At 34.1% G+C, this 17,917-nt stretch carries 16 protein-coding genes; 10 read left to right on the forward strand and 6 right to left on the reverse strand.

Features of this window, described 5'->3' with window-relative positions:
* Positions 1–261: 261 nt before the first annotated feature.
* Genes AC3HD6_RS11840 through tilS form a run of 3 tightly spaced genes read right to left on the reverse strand, consistent with a single transcriptional unit; the run spans position 262 to position 3,185 of the window.
* Positions 262–1,221, reverse strand: coding sequence for a redoxin domain-containing protein (locus tag AC3HD6_RS11840; RefSeq protein WP_488896524.1), 960 nt, complete (start codon positions 1,219–1,221; stop codon positions 262–264).
* A 60-nt stretch (positions 1,222–1,281) separates the two neighbouring features.
* The gene (locus AC3HD6_RS11845; protein ID WP_488896525.1) at positions 1,282–1,860 is read right to left on the reverse strand and encodes an RNA polymerase sigma factor; all 579 of its coding nucleotides are present in this window, start codon (positions 1,858–1,860) and stop codon (positions 1,282–1,284) included.
* Positions 1,833–3,185, reverse strand: a complete 1,353-nt coding sequence (gene tilS / locus AC3HD6_RS11850; protein WP_488896526.1) for a tRNA lysidine(34) synthetase TilS — start codon at positions 3,183–3,185, stop codon at positions 1,833–1,835. Before tilS ends, AC3HD6_RS11845 begins: the two co-directional genes overlap by 28 nt.
* A gap of 87 nt (positions 3,186–3,272) precedes the next feature.
* Here tilS and AC3HD6_RS11855 point away from each other — a divergent pair, with 87 nt between their 5' ends.
* The 7 genes from AC3HD6_RS11855 to AC3HD6_RS11885 all read left to right on the forward strand — a co-directional run bounded on the left by AC3HD6_RS11855 (position 3,273) and on the right by AC3HD6_RS11885 (position 10,758).
* Entirely contained in the window at positions 3,273–4,106 is an 834-nt protein-coding gene (locus tag AC3HD6_RS11855) for an OmpA family protein (protein WP_068944847.1), read from the forward strand.
* A 199-nt stretch (positions 4,107–4,305) separates the two neighbouring features.
* Positions 4,306–6,801, forward strand: coding sequence for a M1 family metallopeptidase (locus AC3HD6_RS11860; RefSeq protein ID WP_488896527.1), 2,496 nt, complete (start codon positions 4,306–4,308; stop codon positions 6,799–6,801).
* A 491-nt stretch (positions 6,802–7,292) separates the two neighbouring features.
* Positions 7,293–7,451 carry a CCPGW family putative bacteriocin gene (locus AC3HD6_RS11865; protein WP_488896528.1) on the forward strand — a complete coding sequence of 53 codons (159 nt, stop codon included), beginning with the start codon at positions 7,293–7,295 and terminating at the stop codon, positions 7,449–7,451.
* Positions 7,452–7,589: 138 nt separating this feature from the next.
* On the forward strand, positions 7,590–8,237 hold the full coding sequence (locus tag AC3HD6_RS11870) for an O-methyltransferase (protein WP_488896529.1): 648 nt from the start codon (positions 7,590–7,592) through the stop codon (positions 8,235–8,237).
* Positions 8,238–8,323: 86 nt separating this feature from the next.
* A complete protein-coding gene (locus AC3HD6_RS11875; protein WP_488896530.1) occupies positions 8,324–9,040 on the forward strand; it encodes a C40 family peptidase in 717 nt (238 codons plus the stop codon).
* A 3-nt stretch (positions 9,041–9,043) separates the two neighbouring features.
* On the forward strand, positions 9,044–9,508 hold the full coding sequence (locus AC3HD6_RS11880; RefSeq protein WP_488896531.1) for a DUF1648 domain-containing protein: 465 nt from the start codon (positions 9,044–9,046) through the stop codon (positions 9,506–9,508).
* Positions 9,509–9,564: 56 nt separating this feature from the next.
* Positions 9,565–10,758, forward strand: coding sequence for a 3-deoxy-D-manno-octulosonic acid transferase (locus tag AC3HD6_RS11885; protein WP_488896532.1), 1,194 nt, complete (start codon positions 9,565–9,567; stop codon positions 10,756–10,758).
* Here AC3HD6_RS11885 and AC3HD6_RS11890 read toward each other — a convergent pair.
* From AC3HD6_RS11890 to AC3HD6_RS11900, 3 genes are read right to left on the reverse strand one after another with little or no spacing between them, the layout of a single operon-like run.
* Positions 10,750–11,376, reverse strand: a complete 627-nt coding sequence (locus tag AC3HD6_RS11890; RefSeq protein ID WP_488896533.1) for a deoxyuridine 5'-triphosphate nucleotidohydrolase — start codon at positions 11,374–11,376, stop codon at positions 10,750–10,752. The two genes, AC3HD6_RS11885 and AC3HD6_RS11890, sit on opposite strands and share 9 nt — an antisense overlap.
* Positions 11,376–12,131: a glycosyltransferase family 2 protein gene (locus AC3HD6_RS11895; protein ID WP_068944841.1), complete on the reverse strand. Its 756-nt coding sequence runs from the start codon at positions 12,129–12,131 to the stop codon at positions 11,376–11,378. The genes AC3HD6_RS11890 and AC3HD6_RS11895 overlap by 1 nt, the downstream gene beginning before the upstream one ends.
* 24 nt (positions 12,132–12,155) lie before the next feature.
* Positions 12,156–13,133 (reverse strand): acyltransferase family protein, encoded by a 978-nt coding sequence (locus tag AC3HD6_RS11900; protein WP_488896534.1) that lies wholly within the window; start codon positions 13,131–13,133, stop codon positions 12,156–12,158.
* A gap of 198 nt (positions 13,134–13,331) precedes the next feature.
* Between AC3HD6_RS11900 and AC3HD6_RS11905 the strand changes: the two genes are divergently transcribed.
* From AC3HD6_RS11905 to AC3HD6_RS11915, 3 genes are all read left to right on the forward strand, one after another.
* Positions 13,332–13,811, forward strand: a complete 480-nt coding sequence (locus AC3HD6_RS11905; RefSeq protein ID WP_068944839.1) for a lipocalin-like domain-containing protein — start codon at positions 13,332–13,334, stop codon at positions 13,809–13,811.
* Between the two features lie 180 nt (positions 13,812–13,991).
* Complete coding sequence (leuS, locus tag AC3HD6_RS11910; protein WP_488896535.1) at positions 13,992–16,805, forward strand: leucine--tRNA ligase; 2,814 nt, start codon at positions 13,992–13,994, stop codon at positions 16,803–16,805.
* Positions 16,806–17,045: 240 nt separating this feature from the next.
* On the forward strand, positions 17,046–17,909 hold the full coding sequence (locus AC3HD6_RS11915) for a MotA/TolQ/ExbB proton channel family protein (protein WP_488896536.1): 864 nt from the start codon (positions 17,046–17,048) through the stop codon (positions 17,907–17,909).
* Positions 17,910–17,917: the final 8 nt, after the last annotated feature.

Genomic DNA, 17,917 nt, shown 5'->3' on the forward strand with positions numbered 1-17,917 from the left:
TTCTCATTCTGTATATCTTCTATCCTGTCTGAAAGAAATGGTCCCCGAGTATAGAGAATCATTGCTGTCAGTCACTATTCAGATTTTTTGCCTCGCTAAAATAGATAATTTTTCGTCCCTAAAAAACTTAGAAACTTTCTTTTTGCCCCCAATGGGTAAAATATTCAGTCTCATAGTAGAATTGGTCCTTCTGATATTTCTAAACCATTATTGATTTTGTTTATAAATAATTTTATTTTAGTAAAAAATACTTGCGAAAAATTAATGTAAGTTTTCTAAAATATCCTCTACAGAAGCTCTTTTTTTATAATCTGGGTCAAAGTGCCTCCAAGTTATTTCTTTAGCTTCATTAAGTGTAAAGGTTGCAGAAACAGGAAGTCTTCCCGAATTATCTGACCTGCTTTTGGTGAAATCATCTTTCAGTTTTGAGTTGTAGAAATTCAGGGTTTCACTGTTAGGAGTATAAAGAACATCAAAAGCTTCTGCAATTTTATAACCTTCATCATATAAAACAGTATACTCCGTTTTTGTTTTATTAATTGTTTTTTCTATGAACTCTGGTTTTTCTGGAGATATAATAACGAGTTTAGCGTTTTTGGATTTTAGTTCAGGTGCAATATTCTGTAATGTTTCAATATATTTATTACAAAACGGGCACCACTGTCCTCTGATAAAAACAACAACCATTTTTTCGTTTTCTTTTGATGAAGAAAATGTATTGCCCAAATGATCCTTAGCATTGAAATTATCAATCTTATCTCCAATCATTTTTCCTTTTACCTGATCAAGAGTTTGGCCTGAGGGAGACCGTTTTTTTCTTAAAACAGATGCTCCGACTTCTAAAAACTGTTCTGGATTATAATATCCAAAATCATATTGAACGAGTTTACCCTTGGGGTCCAGAAATAAAAAAGAAGGATAGTTGACAACCTTAAACTCTTTTACCAGTTTTACCCCTTCTTTCTCAGCGTCTATAGCAATGTTTACAAAATTTTTGTTGAACATCTCTCCAATTCGGGGATCGGTGAAAGTATTCTTTGCCATAAGCTTACAAGGTCCACACCAGGTAGTATACAAATCAATGAAAATAAGTTTGTTTTCTTTAGCTGCGATTTTTTTCGCTGCTTCTAAATCAATTTTTTGAAAATTGATACCAGTGTTTTGTGCATTAAATAAAACTCCTGCTAATATGAGGAGGCTTAATACTATTTTTTTGAACATAATGTTTGTTTTTTTATATGTTCCATTAAAAAAGGAAAAATCACCCGTCAATTTAATTATTTATATAATGTGTTGATTTTCAGGTTTAAAAATATGATTATTTCTTATTTTTTTGATTTGTTCAACACATTTATATTTTTGGTTCTGAGCATTATGCCTGCTGGAATATTGGTACTTGTCCTGAATTTCCTCAATACTTTTATTTTCAATAAAAATATCATGGATCAGATTCTGACAATGCATAGAGATAGACTTAACATAACCCACCAGCTTTTCCCAATAATATTTTTCATTTTCAATGGCAGAGTTAATTTCCTGGTAATTTTCTGTTAAATAGTTTTCAGGAGACTCTACATAAAAATTTTTGTTTCTCAATCTCTTTAACCACAAATTCTTAGAAATTCCAATAAGATAATTTCCAAGGCAGGTTTGAATCTTGAAATTGTCAGCATGTAATTTTTCATAAAGGATCAGCATTGCATCTTGAAAAATATCTTCTGCATCCTCCAGATTACCTTTATTTTTAAGGATAAATTTTTTTGTATACCCGAAATACTGTTGGTATAAAACACCAAAAGCTATGTTGCTGTCTTTCTTAAAATCATCAACAGCTAACGAGTTAGTTGTTCTTCTGTCCATACTACAGTTATCTTTTTTTGAGTATTTCTATCAGCCTGGTATCTGCGGTCCTGTCTCAGAGGGATTACTCCCAGAATATGGTTTCCTGAATCACACAATAACCAACTTTTTTCCCTTATCAGAATAGATAGCTTTTCGTCTCTAAAAAATTTAGAAACTTTCTTTTTGCCCGAAAAACCTGTAGGATAAAACTCATCTCCATCCTGCTGTTTTCTCAAATAGAGTGGAAAGTGAAGTTTTTTAGCATCAAAATCCCATTCAAATCTTTTATTGATTTCATTAATGCTTTCAATATGATTTACGAGATTGATGATGGTTTGGTTTTCGGAAAAATCAAAATGATTGATCAGTATTATTTCTTCTTCGATTTCTGATACATTATTCTTTTTCATAAAAATCAGTTCATCACGATTGATTATCAACTGATATTCTTTTGAAAAAAAAGAACTATTATTTTCTGCCTTAAAAATTTTAGGGATCTCTTCTTCCTGATTGAACCCATATTTTTTTAAAATTTCAAACTTTACAAAATCGCTTTCCTGATCCAGCTTTTTCTTTGATAAAATTTTATGGTCTTGGTTAAATATGGTAAGCTTATTTTCTATCTCCTGAACCTGTTTTTGAACAAAATCCTTGGTTTGGTTTAGATAGGAAGAGCTCTTTTTGAAGTTTTCCAGAAAATGATCGTTTGTTTCCTGTAATTTTGGAACAATTTCATTTCTGATCTTGTTTCTCAGATAATCACTCTTTTTATTGGATAAATCTTCCCGAAACTCAATCTTGTTTTCTGCTGCAAACTGATAAATTTCCTGCTTAGAAAACTGTAAAAGTGGACGAAGAATATAGTTGTCATTGGCAGGAATGCCACTCAGTCCATTAATGCCTGCAGCTTTGGAAAGGTTAATGATAAACGTTTCCAACTGATCATTCAGATGATGGGCAGTAACCAGAAATTCCAATTTTTCCTTTTCCTGAATTTCCTTAAAAAATGTATATCTAAGCTCTCTTGCCCATAGCTGAATGGAATTTTCCGGTTTTTTATCCTTTTCCGAAACTTCATAAAGATGAAACCTGATATGATTTTTCTCACAAAAATCCTGTACCACTTTTTGATCTCTATCAGAATCTTCTCCACGAAGTTTATAATTGATATGAGCTATTTGAAACGAATATGCTGGATTCTCTTTTTTGTCCCTAGAATCAAGGAATAAAGAGGCCAACACCATAGAGTCAGCCCCACCGCTCACTGCTAAAAGATAGGTGTGTTTTTCAGGCTGATGAATAAGATTTTCTAATTGTTTTTTAAAGCTTGATTTTTTCAACATAGGTGTTGAGAATTTCTTTTATACAAAGATAATCCATATAATTCAATTGAATTTCCCTAACTTTGAGTAGTCTAAAAATGATTATTTATGAAGATTTTAAAAATTTTAGCGGTTTCTGCAATGGCGTTGGGAATGACCTCTTGTGTAAGCAAGAAGCAGTATGATGCCTTAAGCACAAACTATAAGCAATGTATTGAAAATATCGGAGAAAGACAGAGAGAAATTCAGGATTTGAAATCTCAAAACTCTGCATTAACAGGTGAGAATAATTTATTAAAAAGTCAGCATGATGCTTTAAAGTCATCATTAGATGCATGTCTGTCCAATACAGGAAAAAGCTCTGCTAATATTGATAAACTTGTGGGAGAGATCAATGCTTCCAACTCATATATCAAGCAGTTGATTTCAAGCAATGCTAAAAATGATAGCTTAAACCTTGCTTTGTCTAACAAGCTGAAGAGATCTTTAGATAATGTATCAGATGAAGATGTACAGGTGAAAGTATTGAAAGGAGTGGTAATGATCTCACTTTCAGACAAAATGTTATACAAGACAGGAGATTATAATATCTTACCGGCGGCTCAGGAAGTGCTGGGTAAAGTAGCTAAAGTAATCAATGATTACGATAAATATTCAGTATTGATTGAAGGAAATACAGATAATGCTCCATTAAATTCTGCAAACCTGCCAAGAGACAACTGGGATCTTTCTGCATTAAGAGGTACTTCTGTTGCTAAGGTTCTTCAGACTCAGTTTGGAGTAGACCCTGCAAGAATTACAGCAGGAGGACGTTCTGAATACAATCCTAAAGCTACTAATATGAGCGTTTCCGGAAGAGCGGAAAACAGAAGAACGGAAATCATCATTATGCCTAAGCTGGATGAGTTCATGAAACTGATGGATATTGCTCCCAAAAAATAATTACTGATAAATACAGTAGAAAAGATCCCGATTTTGGGATCTTTTTTTTATGCAGTAAATTGGATGTAACTTTTAAAGCAAGAGTTCTACTTATTTAGAAAATAATTGATATAGTCTTTGGAAATCAATGAGATGTGTTATTGTTGAGGATAGAGGTTGCCACCACTGACTATGAATTCACCATAAATATAATAGTCATATGAAAAGAATTATTCTATTGGTAGGCTTATTAGGGTTCACTTTTGCCGGAACAGCTTTTGCACAAACAGAGACTTCGGGAAGAGAAAAAATACATAAAGCAACCCATACAAAAAGTACAGAACTGAAGCACACTAAACTGAAAGTAAACTTTGATTATCAGAATGAACAAATGAATGGTGAGGAATGGCTTACAGCTTCACCTTATTTTTATCCATCAGACTCATTGCTGCTGGATGCAAAAGGGATGTTGATTCATGAGGTAGCAATGGATAGAGGAGGGAATAGGACTCCGTTAAAGTACTATTACGGTAACAATATTCTTAAAATTAATCTTGATAAAACCTATAACCGGAATCAGGATTATACTCTCTATATCAAGTATACTTCCCGTCCTAATGTAGTTGAACAACAGGGAAGCCCGGCCAAGGGGCTGTATTTCATCAATTCGGATGGAAAAGATCCTGATAAACCCACTCAGATCTGGACAGATGGTGAATCTGAATACTCATCAGTGTGGTTTCCTACGATAGATAAGCCTAATCAAAAGACAACTCAGGAAATTTATATGACAGTTCCTGATAAATATATTACCCTTTCTAATGACGTTTTAAAAGAATCCCAGAAAGAGTCCGGAAATATGAGAACAGACCATTGGGTAATGGATCAAAGGCATGCGGTGTATCTTTTCTTCATGGGAGTAGGAGAATATAGTATCGTAAAAGATAAATGGAGAAATATTCCTATAGATTATTACGTGGAAAAAGAATATGAGCCTTATGCAAGGCAGATTTATGGACATACACCTGAAATGATGGAGTTTTTCTCTAAAAAATTAAATTATGATTTTCCCTGGCCAAAATACTCACAAATTTCTGCAAGAGACTATCCAAGTGTAGCGATGGAAAATACTACTGCTACTCTTCATAATATGGGAGTTATGCAGAAACCTGGACAACTGATAGATGAAAATAAATGGGAAGAGTATATTGCTCATGAGCTGTTTCATCATTGGTTCGGGGATTTGGTAACTGCCGAGAGCTGGAGTAATCTTACACTGAATGAATCCTATGCGAACTATTCTCAATATCTCTGGAACGAACATAAATTCGGGAAAGATCAGGCAGATTATCACTTAATGTCTAATGTTAATAAATATTTCAACAGTCCTGCGGATTTTAAGAAAGATCTTGTAAGGTTTAGTTATAATGTTCCTGAAGATGTTTTTGATGTGGTCTCTTATGAGAAAGGAGGTGGAATTCTTCATATGCTCAGAAACTATTTGGGTGATGATGCTTTTTTTGCAGGAACAAGTGATTTTTTAAAGACTTACGAATATAAAAATGCAGAGGCTCAGCAATTAAGATTATCATTTGAAAAAACATCAGGAAAAGACCTTAATTGGTTTTTTAACCAGTGGTATTACGGAAGTGGTAATCCCAAATTAGAGTATTCATATACTTTTGAGCCTGTTAAAAAGCAGGTAGAAGTAGTTATTAATCAATTACAGGAAAGGCCTTTTGAGTTTCCTTTAGCAATAGATGTGTATGATAATGGAAAACCAACACGGTATAATGTATGGATCAATGCTAAAGCAAAGAACATTTTAAGCTTTAATGTTTCAGGAAAACCTGATTTAATCAACATCAATGCTGATGGAATATTGCTTTCTGAAATTACAGATAAAAAGACGGCAGAACAAAATCTCTTACAATTTACTTATTCCAAAGAGTTTTTAAGCCGATACAAAGCACTTGCTGGAATTAAGAACGACTTAAACAGTCCTGCATCTATTAAATTATTATCAGCTGCATTAAAGGATCCTTTCTTCAGAATTAGAATTAAAGCATTGGAGTTATTAGATCTTACCAGTTCAAATCAAAATAAAAATCTGTTGGCTGATGTTGAGAAGTTAGCCACTCAAGATTCAAGAACATTGGTACAGGCTGCTGCTATTTCTGCTTTGGCAAAGACCAAAAATAAAAAATACCTTCCACTATTCGAAAAAGGAATAGATGCGGTGTCTAATGCGGTAAAAGCAAATTCATTAATTGCCATCAATACCACAGATCCTTTAAAAATGAAAACAGTGATTGATGGGCTGGATCTCACAGGGGCTTCTAAAGACATAATCATCAGAATGCTTCCCATTGTTGTTGAAAATAAAGTAGATTCCCAAATGCAACATATTGTTTCCATTGTGGCATTTTATCCATTAATAAAACCTAATAATCCGGAATTGGGTAAAGTTGCGGAAGAAGGATTCAATAGGATTATGGAAACTGATAATAGTAAGGCTACAGAAGGAATTATCAGGATTTTAATTCAAGCAAAATCTGAAATGATAAAAAATGGTGATACGAAAAAAACAATCTATAACATGTTGGAGGCCGGATTGAATAAAAAGAATGAATATTTAAAAAGCAATCCGCAATACAAAGAAAGTGTTAGTAAGCAGATCGTTGCATTGAAACAACTTATAGAAGAATATAAATAAAGTTTGTGAGATTTCATCATTTGAAACCTTTTAAAAACAAATCCCGAATTTCTTCGGGATTTGTTTTTTTAATCAAATTAATTCTTCTTTTTTTAGAAAGGAAATAATTCGTCGTAAAAAATGATTGGATATTTCAGTCTTGTTTTTTGCAGAAGATTGTGTACTTCCTTTTGGAGGTACTTTTTTTTGATTCTCATGATTAGTTTGTGGTTGATCTTCTGCAATCATTTTGTTTTCTAGTGTTTTTACCCCTTCGTTCTCTTTGCAAACTTATAACTATTACCGGGGAAATAACATCCGTATTTTCCCGGTATTTTGTATGGGTTTTTTCCCGAACGTTAAATAATAAAATACTATATCATATTTTATTTTAAATATAATTATCTGATTAATAAAAGAATGTGTATATTTAAATCTCCATAAAAGGAAATAAAAAAGAGAGGAATCCGAAAATCTTAAAGAGTAGGAAATTAATACTAAACAAAATAATTATGAAAAATTCAAAAAAACTTTCAAGAGGAGAAATGAAAACTGTACAAGGTGCTGCTGCCAGAGGGTGCAATCCACAGATCTTTTGTTCTAGCCCACAGACAAAGTGCTGCCCAGGATGGGTCTGTGCAGGTATAAGACAATATTGTATAGCCATATAATGATTTTTTTATAAAAATTAGATATGTCTAAGAAAAAGAGAGGAATTAATTTCTCTCTTTTTTGTATCTTATACTGAACAGAAGCGGTTTGTTTAAAAAGAAGTTTAAAATCCGTAAATTTGTTTAAATTAAAATGGTATGAGTTTTTTTGAAGAAAAGAATCCTGAAATGGATAGATATTTGGAAGCACATGCTTCCTCAGAATCAGAAGTTCTGAAAAAGCTGAGAAGGGAAACTTATCAGAAAACGACGCAACCTCATATGATTTCGGGCTATCAGCAGGGAAGATTACTCACAATCATCTCTCAAATGCTGCAGCCTAAAAACATTCTTGAAATCGGTACATTTACCGGATATGCAACATTATGCCTGGCTTCAGGATTAGCAAAAGAAGGTAAAATTACCACACTGGATGTCAATGAAGATCTGGCTTATCTGCCGAAAAAATATTTTGAATCCAGCGAATATGCTGCTCAGATTGATTTTAAGCTTCAGGATGCTAAAGAATTTTTAAAAGAGACAGACGATTTTTTTGATTTGATTTTTGTAGATGCTGATAAGGAAAATTACGCAGAATATTTCAGACTGATCAAACCTCATACAAAATCAGGATCAGTAGTAATGTTTGATAATGTTTTATGGTACGGAAAAGTCCTTGAAGAAAATCCTAAGATGAAATCTACACAATCTATTCAGGAATTGAATGATTTAGTGGCAAAAGACGAAGATTTTGAAAATCTTATTTTACCTTTGCGGGATGGAGTCAACTTCCTTCGCAGGAAGTAATTAAATGAAAAGAGTAAGAGATTTGGAAATGATAGTATTGCATCATTTCTAAATCTCTTAATTTTCCTAATTTCTAAATGAATAAAATGAATAAAGGAATTTGTATCGTAACAGTAGCGCCGGTTCGTGCAGAAGGTTCAGACAGAGCTGAAATTGTTACGGAAATATTGTTTGGAGAAAGTGCAGATATTCTAGAAGTTAATAAAAACTGGACTAAAATAAAAATGCATTATGATGGCTATGAAGGGTGGATGGATACCAAACAGCTGAAAACGGTAACAGATGAAGAACTGGCCAATAGAAAAGTGACTGTTGTTACAGAAGATTTTTCCTCTGTATTGATGAATGATGGTAAAACTTTACTTTCTATGGGATCTGAAGTGGAGTTTCCGGTGGTGGCTTCAAGAAGAAGTCATGATATAAGGGAAAGTGTTGCTCTTACAGCTAAAGAATTCCTTAATGTACCTTATCTATGGGGTGGTAAAAGCTTTTTCGCGGTAGACTGTTCCGGGTTTACTCAATTGGTATACAAAGTTCATGGGATTAAAATTCCAAGAGATGCTTCACAACAAGCAGAGATAGGGGAAGATCTTACTTTTGTAGAAGAGACAAAGCCCGGAGATCTGGCATTCTTTGAAAATGCTGAAGGAAAAATTATTCATGTAGGGATTATGCTTGAGAACCAAAAGATTATTCATGCTTCAGGAAAGGTAAGAATTGATACGCTGGATTCTACCGGAATCTTTAATAAGGAAATGAACAAACATACCCATAAATTGAGAGTGCTTAAAAGCATTATGTAAAACATGAGAGCTTCCGGTATATTATTAATTGTAAATACTCTTTTACTGATTGTAATCTGGATGTTTACCGGAATTAAATATGCTGAGTTACCTGAAGTAATTCCTACCCATTTTGATTTTCATGGGAATGTAGATGGAGAGTCCGGAAAAGAAACAATTTGGGCTTTGCCTTGTATTGCCGCTTTTATTCATCTTCTTTTTATTGGAATCAAAAATCCCAATTCACCCCTCCTGAATATTCCCCAAAGCTTTCGGAATGAGAAAAAACTGAAGTTTTATCTTTATTCTTTGGAACTTCCTGTGATGATTTTGTTTTTGGATATTATTGTAGAAAGTATCCGTGTTGCGGAAGGGAAGCAAAAAGAGCTTAGTGCTGCAGTCTTCTTTATTTTGGGAGGAATATTAGCGGTAATTGGAATAGGACTTATAAAATCATATAGGGAAAGTAAAATAAAGTCTAATGAATAGATTAATCAACATTGAAATTGATTTATAACATATTTATTAATCTTCTTATCTTCGGAATGAAGGTTTTTTCATTATTTAATGATAAAACTAAAAAAGGCGTTGATGGAAGAAAAGAGTCTTTAGGTAAGGTGAAATCTGCTTTTTCAAAAACAGATAAAGTAATCTGGATGCATGCTGCCAGTTTAGGAGAATATGAGCAAGGTTTGCCCGTTTTAGAAGAACTTAAAGTTCAGCTGCCCGATTATAAGATTCTGGTGACTTTCTTTTCCCCGTCAGGATATGAAAATGTAATTAAAAAGAAACATATTGCAGATGTGATCTGCTATTTACCGTTTGATAAAAAGAGTATTGTAAACGAGTTTATAGCACAATTTGATGTTAAACTATTTTTTACGGTGAAATATGATTATTGGTATAACCTGTTTATGGCACTGAAAGAAAAACAAGCAAAGATCTATGTGATTTCTGCCTTGTTCTATGAGCGTCAATCATTTTTTACCTCTTATGGAAAATGGTTTGTGAAACAGCTTAAAGAAGAGGTAGATTGGTTTTTCCACCAGACCCAATTCTCATTGGCTTTGGCTAAAAGCGTAGGATTGGTGAAATCTTCTGTAACAGGAGATACAAGATTTGACAGGGTGAAACAGCTGCGGGACCGTGATAATCATGTTGAATATATTACAGACTTTATAGCAGACCGTAAAGCGGTTGTTTTTGGAAGCTCATGGCAGGCAGAAGAGAGAATTGCAGAAATGGTTTTCCGTAAAAACAACACAATCAAAATAATCATTGCCCCTCATGATCTGAAGAGAGTAGAGTACCTGAAAAATACCTTTCCCGATGCTTTATTGTATAGCAAAATTAAAAGTTCTGAGCCTCTAACCTTTAATTCTCAAATCTTGATTATAGATAGCATAGGGCTGTTGTCAAAATTATATTCCTATGCTGATATAGCAGTTGTAGGCGGAGGATTCCATGCTGCGGGGCTTCATAATATTCTGGAGGCTGCCACTTTTGGGGTTCCTGTGATCTTTGGAAGTCATTATAAAAAGAATCCTGAAGCAGATGATCTTACCAGTAAAAACGGCGGGAGATCTTTCACAGACGAATCTACAGCCGCAGAATTCGTTTTATTCCTTGCTAATGAGGATAATGAAGAAGAGCTTGCAGGAATGTCTGAAAATGCAAAGAATTTTGTTGATGAAAAACCGAATTCTACGCAAATGATCCTTCAGAAGATTTTATCTTAAGAATCCCTGACTTTTGATGTCCTTCATGATTTGCTCGATATTTTCAGGAATGCTGTCAGATTCAAACCAGTTAAGGTCAAGACCATTATTGATGCATAGCTTTTGGAGATAATGGTTTTCAGAAACCTTTTGTTGCAGGCTTTTTAAAAGCTCATCAAATTCCATCCAGTAATCTTCATCCAGTTTCCTAATTAAGGTCAGAGATTTGAATATCTTATTGATAATGTAAATGTAAAGCTTGTAAACATTATCAAACCGTTGTCTGCTCAGATCAGTATTATAATCCAAAATTTTATCAACCATCAGCAGATTCAGTGAAACTTCACCAAACTTGTCTGTTGTTATTTTGATATGCTCAGTGATTTCCGCGCTAATTTTCCGGATAATAGTCAGGAAATATTTAGTGTTACCAATGTATTTTGATGCCAGGAGAATTTTTTCTTCCACATCTTGTTCCATTGCATTTCTTTTATCATCGGTAGTTTCCGGGTCAATAAGTTCGAAATACAGTTTTTTGGATAATAATTTGTCCTTTCGGAGAAGTCTGAAAATAAGTTTATCCTTTTCTGTGCTGGAAAATGCACTCAATGCCGCTTTAAACTCTTTTGAATACTCCATTAGTTGAATATTTTTGAATATTTCATGAACCCGTTTACTGCCCAGTTTGCTGTATAATACAATGATTTTAAAGTGGAGAATCCCATAAAATCCTTATACACCAGATACTGGTCCTTAATAATATTTTTTTTCTTTCTAGACACACTATTTTCGCGCATTCTGTATTTAGCCATTGTCTTATTGATAGGCATCCCTTCCGGAATTACTTTCAACAAATTTAACCACATCACGTGGTCTTCGCGCTTGCTTTTTACAGGAAACAGAAACTTCCCGACTCTTTTTGTGTCATACATTGTAGAAACTGGAGCCAGTCGGCATGTCTTCAGTAGGTTAGAAAAAGTAACGATTTTATCTGCAAGAAAATCTTTTAATATAGGCTGAAGCTGTTCGTCACATCTTGAATAATTACAGTAAACAAGCTCGGCATGATGTTCCTGCATATATTCTGTCATCGTTTCCAGATATTCAGGATACCAGAAGTCGTCAGAATCCAGAAAGGCAATATATCGGCCCTGAGCTCTCTCAAGGCTGTTGTTTCTTGCATTTCCTGCACCTCCGTTTTTCTCCAGAACCTGAAGTTTGATCCTCGGATCGTTGTATTTTCTGATCATTTCAACGGTATTATCCTTAGACAGATCATCAGTAATCAGCCATTCCCAGTTTTCATAGGTTTGGTTAAGGACAGACTGTATCGTTTCTTCAATGAAATCAGCAGAATTGTAGCAAGGGGTGATAATGGAGACTAAGTCTTTCATTCGTGTTGTAAAATATCGGTAAAATTATAAAAATCTTTTTTCATAAAAGTGCCATGAAGCAATTCCTACTCCAATAACCACAAACATACATACAATACTCATAAGGTATGGATTGTAGTTGGCAAAAAGTCCCAACGTAGCAAATACTCGGATGATAGGGAAGTGGTAAATATAAATTCCATAAGTGAAATCTCCGTATTTCCCAAAATTATTTAGAAACTTAAAAGAATAAGCAATGTATAGCACAATAATACTAATCATCATGGGTGAGAATAGCTTTATATCAAAAATAAGATCAATCCAAACTGTAATGATAGCAATAATGAAAAGTATATTTTTATATTGAATAAACTTATCAAAGTGAAAATAAAGCAGCATGCCGCCAATAAAATAACATAACGAACCTGGAAGCTGTCTTGAAAGTGCCGCTTTTCCGTTCATTTCGAAATAATTAAGATAAATCAGAGAAAGGAAATATAGTACAATCAAGCTGGTAGTACGGTATTTATTATTTTTCCCAAACAATAAAAACATCAATGGGACAGCTATATAAAAACACATTTCGATCTTAAGCGTCCATAATGCCCCATTTACAGCCTGGTTTCCAAATACGCCCGGAAGCCAGGGCGCCTTAAAGTTGAGGAATATTGAATTCCAGAACCAATATTTATAAACCTGTGTATCGCTGAAGTATTCAGAGAAAGGTAAAGTGCTGACCAGACTCAATAACGTGGTACAAAGAAATACAACAAGTAAATAAGCAGGAACAATCCTGTTAAATCTTTTTTTAGCGTAGCTTTTTAGACTGGAAGATCTTTCATAGCTTCTTGCAATTAAGAAACCACTAACAATGAAAAACGAGAAAACAGCAACTTCAACAGGGCTATGCGTTAAAAATGAAAGCTTTTCAGAGGCGCTTAAAGCACCCAAATGCCCTACAAAGACAATAAAAGCGAGGAGAACACGGATGAAGTCAAAATTGTTTTTCGTTATAGCTTGCATTTTTTTTCTTTCCTACAAAAATAACTTTTTTAATAAAACAGAGGAGTTTTCATATGTTCAATATTTGTTAAATAAAGGCAATATGACCTCTTGCTGTTTTAAAATATGTATAAATAAAAGCTGATGAAATAATTTTTCACAAAAAATAGTAATATAAATCAAAAAAATTATAATTTTAGCGCTTGAAAAAATTGATCTATGAAGAAATTAGCACTACTATTTTTTGGTTTATCATTATTGGTGACCACCGGATGTAATAATAGCAACGATATTGTTATAGATGAACCCGTTATTGGACTCTGGCAACCGATAAAAGAGGTGGTTACTACTGTTGAGGTAGGGGAGCAGCCAATTTCAGATGTGATTACGTATACCGACTGCCAGAAACAATCCAGATGGTGGTTCAATACGGAAGTAGCTGGAAAAAGAATAGATGTGGAAGATCCTATTACAGGAACAGCCTGTAATATTTTACCTGATAAAAACTTCACTTACAGCTATGACAAAAGCGGTAAAACACTTCAGATAAAGTATCAGGGAGTGGTAGCACCAGAGAATACAAAAGTGATGACGCTGGATGCAACTACACTTAACTTATCAATAAGAGTAGAAACCGAAGATCCTACAATATACAAAACAAGAACGATTACTTTTAAAAGAGTAAAGCCTCAACCTTAATAGTATACTTCAAGATATAATAAAGGTCTCACCTTCGGGGTGGGACCTTTCTGTTTAATAAGGAATTGTAATTCATCATAAATTAAATTTCTATTTCCTTTAAAATCATTATTTTTGTGAATCTTGTTTTTAAGAAAAACAATTCAATATTAAAGTCTAACATATAAACATCTATATAAAGTGTTTTACGATCATCAGCAGATAGAAAAAAAGTGGCAGAAATACTGGGAGGATAATCAAACGTATAAAACTTCCAACAATACCGATAAACCTAAATTTTATGTACTCGATATGTTTCCGTACCCATCCGGAGCAGGACTTCACGTAGGGCATCCGCTAGGATATATTGCGTCAGATATTTATGCGAGATATAAAAGACATCAAGGGTTTAACGTTCTCCACCCGGTAGGTTATGATAGCTTCGGGCTTCCTGCTGAACAGTATGCAATCCAGACAGGGCAACATCCTGCTATCACTACAGAACAAAATATCAATAGATACGAAGAACAATTAAGAAAAATCGGATTTTCATTTGACTGGAGCAGAGAAGTAAGAACTTCTGATGCATCTTATTATAAATGGACGCAGTGGATCTTTATTGAACTGTATCACTCTTGGTATAATAAAAATACAGATAAGGCAGAATCTATTGACACCCTGATCAAACATTTTGAGGAAAAAGGAACAGAAGGATTAAATGCCAATCAAAATGATGAATTGAATTTCACAGCTGAAGAATGGGCTAATGCTTCTGATCTTGATAAAGAAGATATCTTATTAAACTATCGTCTTGCATACAGAGCAGAGACGACTGTAAACTGGTGCCCAGCATTGGGAACCGTTTTGGCAAACGATGAGATAAAAGATGGGAAATCTGAAAGAGGAGGATTCCCGGTATTCCAAAAGAAGATGATGCAGTGGAGCATGAGAATCTCTGCATATTCTGAAAGATTATTGCAAGGTCTTGCTACATTAGACTGGCCACAACCATTGAAAGATTCCCAGGAATATTGGATTGGAAAATCTCAGGGAGCACAGGTTCAGTTCCAGGTAGAAGGGCATGATGAGATTGTTGAGGTTTTCACCACAAGACCTGATACTATTTTTGGGGCAACCTTTATGGTATTGGCACCAGAAAATCCATTAGTGGATACTATTACTACAGCTGCTCAAAAAGTAGAAGTAGATACATATATAGAAGAAACTTCTAAGAAAACTGAAAGAGATAGAATGTCTGACGTGAAAAACGTGAGTGGAGCTTTCACAGGAAGTTATGCAATCAACCCGTTCAGCGGAGCAAAAATGCCGATCTATATTTCAGATTATGTATTGATGGGATATGGAACAGGAGCTGTAATGGCTGTTCCTGCACATGACGAGCGTGATCACAGATTTGCAAAGAAATTTAATTTAGAAATTAAAAAAGTTGTAGAAACGGAAGAAGACGTTCAGGAAAATTCTTTCGATTCTAAAGACTCTGTTTGTGTAAACTCAGATTTCTTAAATGGATTACATTATAATGATGCAAAATCAAAAATAATTTCTGAAATTGAAACGAAAGGAATCGGTCATGGAACAACCAACTATAGACAGCGTGATGCAATTTTCTCAAGACAACGTTATTGGGGAGAACCGGTTCCTATATATTATAAAGATGGAATGCCATACACGTTACCAGTTTCTGCTTTGCCATTAGAACTTCCTGAAGTTGAAAAATATTTACCAACAGAAGATGGAGATCCACCATTAGGAAATGCTAAAACATTTGCATGGGATGAGGTGAACCAGAAAGTGGTTGATACAGACTTAATCGATGACCAAACTATATTTCCATTAGAGTTATCTACAATGCCGGGTTGGGCTGGAAGCTCATGGTATTTCCTTAGATATATGGATCCGCAAAATGATGGTGAGTTTTCTGCAAAGAATCTTTCAGACTATTGGGGGCAAGTAGATCTATATATAGGAGGTAGCGAGCACGCAACTGGTCACTTATTATATTCCCGTTTCTGGAACATGTTCTTAAAAGACAGAGGATACATCAATCATGATGAACCGTTCCAGAAATTAATCAATCAGGGAATGATTCTTGGGATGAGTGCATTTGTATACAGAATTGATGGTACTAATCAATATGTATCTAAAAATTTAGCAAACGAATATCAGACTCAGCAGATCCATGTTGATGTATCCTTATTAAAAGGAACATCTGATGAATTAGATACTGAAGCATTCAAAGCATGGAGACCAGACTATGCAGAAGCAGAATTTATTTTGGAAGATGGAAAATACATCACAGATCGTGAAGTAGAAAAAATGTCCAAGTCAAAATACAATGTGGTGAATCCTGATGACATCTGTGAAGAATACGGAGCAGACGGATTAAGACTATATGAAATGTTCTTAGGACCATTGGAGCAATCCAAACCTTGGAATACACAAGGGCTTAGTGGAGTATATGGTTTCCTTAAAAAATTCTGGAACCTTTATTTCAATGGAGATGTATTTGAAGTTTCTGATGAAGAACCTACAAAAGCTGAGTATAAAGTTTTACATACCTTAATAAAGAAGGTTGTTTATGACATTGAAAACTTCTCTTTCAATACATCAGTATCTTCATTTATGATTGCTGTAAACGAGCTTCAGAAAATAAAATGTAACAAGCGCAATATTTTAGAACCGCTAGCCGTTATCATCTCTCCATATGCACCTCATATTTGTGAAGAATTGTGGAGTTTATTAGGTCACGATACATCTATAGAATTTGAACAATTCCCAGTATTAAATGAGGAATATCTAGTAGAAGATGAAATTGAGTATCCGATAAGCGTAAATGGTAAAATGAAGTTCAAAATTTCTCTTTCGGCTCAATTATCTGCGAAGGAGGTAGAAGATTTGGTGATTTCAAATGAGAAAATGCAACAGATTTTGGAGGGTAAAACCCCTAAAAAAATCATTGTAGTCCCTCACCGTATTGTGAATATCGTAATTTAAAAAAAAATTAACATTGGGAAATTAAAAAAAATGGGTGTTTTATTTTTTTGATTTTTTAACTCAAATGTTAAATTTGGAAAAAATAAATAAAATATTTAAGAATATTTATTATATCGAAATCGTATTAAAAATACTTTATCAAAAAAAAGCAAAATGTTTAATTAAGACTCTTGCATTTTAATTAATTTTGCCTTTAATTTACACCCTGTAAAATTTTAAAACAATATAATTTAGTTAAATATGGAAATGAATGTTTCAAAAAATGATGAGCAAGTAGTTGCTAGAAAGGCAGGAGGTTTAAATCCAGCTGTTATTATTCCTATTCTATTGGTTATAGGAATTTGTATTTGGTTATTTGTTTTAGGTAACCCAGGTAATTTTAAAGCTGATCCAAGATTAGCAGGTGCATCAGTAGCGTTTTCTGATGTTGAAGGTAAAGAGATGCATCCTGAAGGGTTTTTAGGAATGATCTACATGGGAGGTGTTATTGTACCATTACTTGTAACATTCATGATTACCGTTATTGTATTCTCTTTTGAAAGATACTTTGTATTAAACAAAGCTTCAGGTACAGGTAACGTAGACAACTTTGTTGTAAAAGTAAGAAGCTTACTAAACGGAAACAAAATTGACGAAGCTTTAGAAGAGTGTGACAGACAACAAGGTTCTGTAGGGAACGTTGTAAAAGAAGGTCTTACTACTTACAAGGCTCTTGCTCATGATACTACTTTAAATAAAGAGCAGAAAATGGTAGCGCTTAACAAAGCTATCGAAGAAGCTACAACTCTTGAGATGCCAATGCTTGAGAAAAACATGATGATCCTTTCTACATTAGGTACTGTTGCAACGTTAGTAGCACTACTAGGAACGGTAATCGGGATGATTAGAGCATTCTTCGCTTTAGGTGCTGGAGGAGGTACTCCGGATGCAGCAGCTCTATCAATCGGTATCTCTGAAGCCTTGATCAACACGGCATTAGGTATTGGTACTTCTGCAGTAGCAATTATTCTTTATAACTTCTTTACTTCTAAAATTGACGGATTAACTTATAAGATCGACGAGATCGCTATGAGCATCCAACAGTCTTTTGCTGAATTCCACTAAGATGGAAC

Source organism: Chryseobacterium sp. II3a (genome assembly GCF_057815135.1).